The sequence below is a fragment of the Caulobacter sp. 10L414 genome, assembly GCF_056395525.1.
In genome coordinates this window covers 1-2380 of sequence record NZ_JBFTJR010000124.1, presented here as the reverse complement: position 1 = coordinate 2380, position 2380 = coordinate 1, and the positions used below count along the sequence as shown (strand labels likewise).

2 protein-coding genes are annotated in these 2380 nt (G+C 68.2%); both read left to right on the top strand.

What is annotated here, in order from left to right:
- Positions 1–1486 (top strand): IS21 family transposase (gene istA, locus AC1DCG_RS24995; RefSeq protein WP_477041744.1); only part of this gene is annotated, 1486 nt, incomplete at its 5' end.
- Positions 1473–2201: an IS21-like element helper ATPase IstB gene (gene istB, locus AC1DCG_RS24990; RefSeq protein ID WP_477041743.1), complete on the top strand. Its 729-nt coding sequence runs from the start codon at positions 1473–1475 to the stop codon at positions 2199–2201. The genes istA and istB, both read left to right, overlap by 14 nt.
- Positions 2202–2380: the final 179 nt, after the last annotated feature.

Here is a 2380-nt window from a genome sequence, read left to right as displayed (position 1 = left end):
CCGGCGCGAGCACTTCGCGCGGGGCAAGGGCGTCAAGACGATCGCGCGGGAGATGGGCCTGGCGCGCAACACGGTGCGCAAGATCCTGCGGTCGGGTGATACGGCGCCGGAGTACGAGCGGCGCGAGCAGCCGCACCCGAAGCTAGGTCCGTTCATCGAGCGGCTGGAGGCGCTGCTGGAGGCCAATGCGTCAGGGGCGCGCAAGGATCGGCTGACGCTGATGCGGATCACCGATCTGCTCAGCCGGRAGGGCTATGACGGCGGTTACGACGCGGTGCGGCGCTATGCAGGACGCTGGTCGGTCCAACGCCGGGGCGTGAGCTCTCCGGTTGAGGCCTTCGTGCCGTTGAGCTTTGCGCCGGGCGACGCCTACCAGTTCGACTGGAGCCACGAGCAGGTCGAGATCGGCGGCACGCCGCTGACGGTGAAGGTGGCGCACGTGCGGCTCTGCCATAGCCGCCGGTTCTACATCCGAGCCTATCCGCGCGAGACCCAGGAGATGGTGTTCGATGCTCACGCCCGGGCCTTCCAGGCGTTCGGGGGCGTCACGCGGCGAGGCATCTRCGACAACATGAAGACCGCCGTTGAGGCGGTGTTCACCGGCAAGACCCGCCGCTTCAACCGGCGCTTCGAGCAGATGTGCTCGCACTACCTGATCGAGCCGGTGGCCTGCACGCCGGCCTCGGGCTGGGAGAAGGGCCAGGTKGAGAACCAGGTCGGCTACGCCCGTGACAACATCTTCAAGCCGCGCCTGCGCTTCCATAGCCTGGAGGAGCTCAACGGCTGGCTGGAGGSCGAGTGCGTGCGCCGGGCGCGCAATGATCGCCATCCCGAGCACCGAGACCGCGTYGTCTGGGACGTCTACGAGGCTGARCGGCCGTTCCTGGCRCCCTTCGCMGGYCCYTTYGACGGCTTCCACCAGATCGAGGYCGTCGCCCAGGCCACCTGCCTGATCACCTTCGACCGCAACCGCTACTCGGTGCAGGCCAAGGCCGCGCGTCGGGTCGTCCAGATCCGCGCCTACGCCGACCGGATCATGGTGCTGTGCKACGGCGAGGTGGTGGCCGATCACCCGCGCGGCTTTGGCCGTGACCACACTGTCTACGATCCCTGGCRCTATCTTCCCGTCCTGGCCCGCAAGCCCGGAGCGCTGYGCAAYGGCGCGCCGTTCCAGGAATGGGCGCTGCCGCCTGCCTTTAACCGGCTGCGCAAGCGGCTGGGCTCGGGCGACGAGGCCGATCGGCGCTTCGTMCGGGTGCTGGCGGCGGTGCTGGACGATGGGCTCGACGCTGTCGACCAGGCCGTCCAGGAGGCGCTCGACGCCGGCGTCGCCAGCGACGAGGTAATCCTCAACATCCTGGCCCGCCGGCGCGAACCGCCCCGSCCCGAGGCGATCACCACTTCCCAGGCCCTGGCCCTGAGCCATCCGCCCATCGCCGACTGCGCGCGCTACGACCWGCTGCGAGGCTCCCGTGCAGCGGCATGAGATGATCCAGGCCCWGGGCGAGCTGGGCCTCAAGGGCATGGCCGGCGCCTTCGACGACGCCGTCACCACGGGCCTGCAGCGCAAGCGCACCGCCATGGAGATCCTGGCCGATCTGGTGAAGGCCGAGGCYGCCCATCGTCAGGCCGCCTCCATCCGATATCGGATCACCGCCGCCAAGCTGCCGGCGATGAAGGAYCTGGCGCGCTTCAACTTCGAGGGCTCGCCCATCAACGAGAGCCTCGTGCGCGCCCTGCATGGCGGCTCATTCCTGGCCGATCACCGCAACATCGTCCTGATCGGCGGAACGGGCACCGGYAAGACCCACCTGGCCATCGCCATCACCGCCAAYGTGGTGCKGGCCGGGGCGCGCGGGCGCTACTTCAACACCGTCGATCTGGTGAACCGGCTCGAGGAGGAAGCCCGCCAGGGCCGCTCCGGCGCTCTGGCCGCCCAGCTCTCGCGCCTGGATCTCGTCGTCCTCGACGAGCTGGGCTATCTGCCCTTCGCCCAGTCCGGCGGCCARCGCCTCTTCCATCTGATCAGCAAGCTCTAYGAGCGCACCTCGGTGATCATCACCACCAACCTGACCTTCGGCGAATGGCCCACCGTCTTCGGCGACGCCAAGATGACCACGGCCCTTCTCGACCGCCTGACCCATCACTGCGACATCGTCGAGACCGGAAACGACAGCTGGCGCCTCAAGACTAGGGCTTGATCCACAATCTATCCAACCTCCCCCAGACCCCCTCCGGGCAGCTGAATCTCACGCAGCTCACCCGGCGGCGACGCGCTGCGCTAGCTGATGGCTACGCGCCTCGCCGCCAGCCCAGGACAACCAACAGAGGGGTCAATTTTGGACGCCGATAGGGGGTCAATTTTCAACGCCGTTTGACA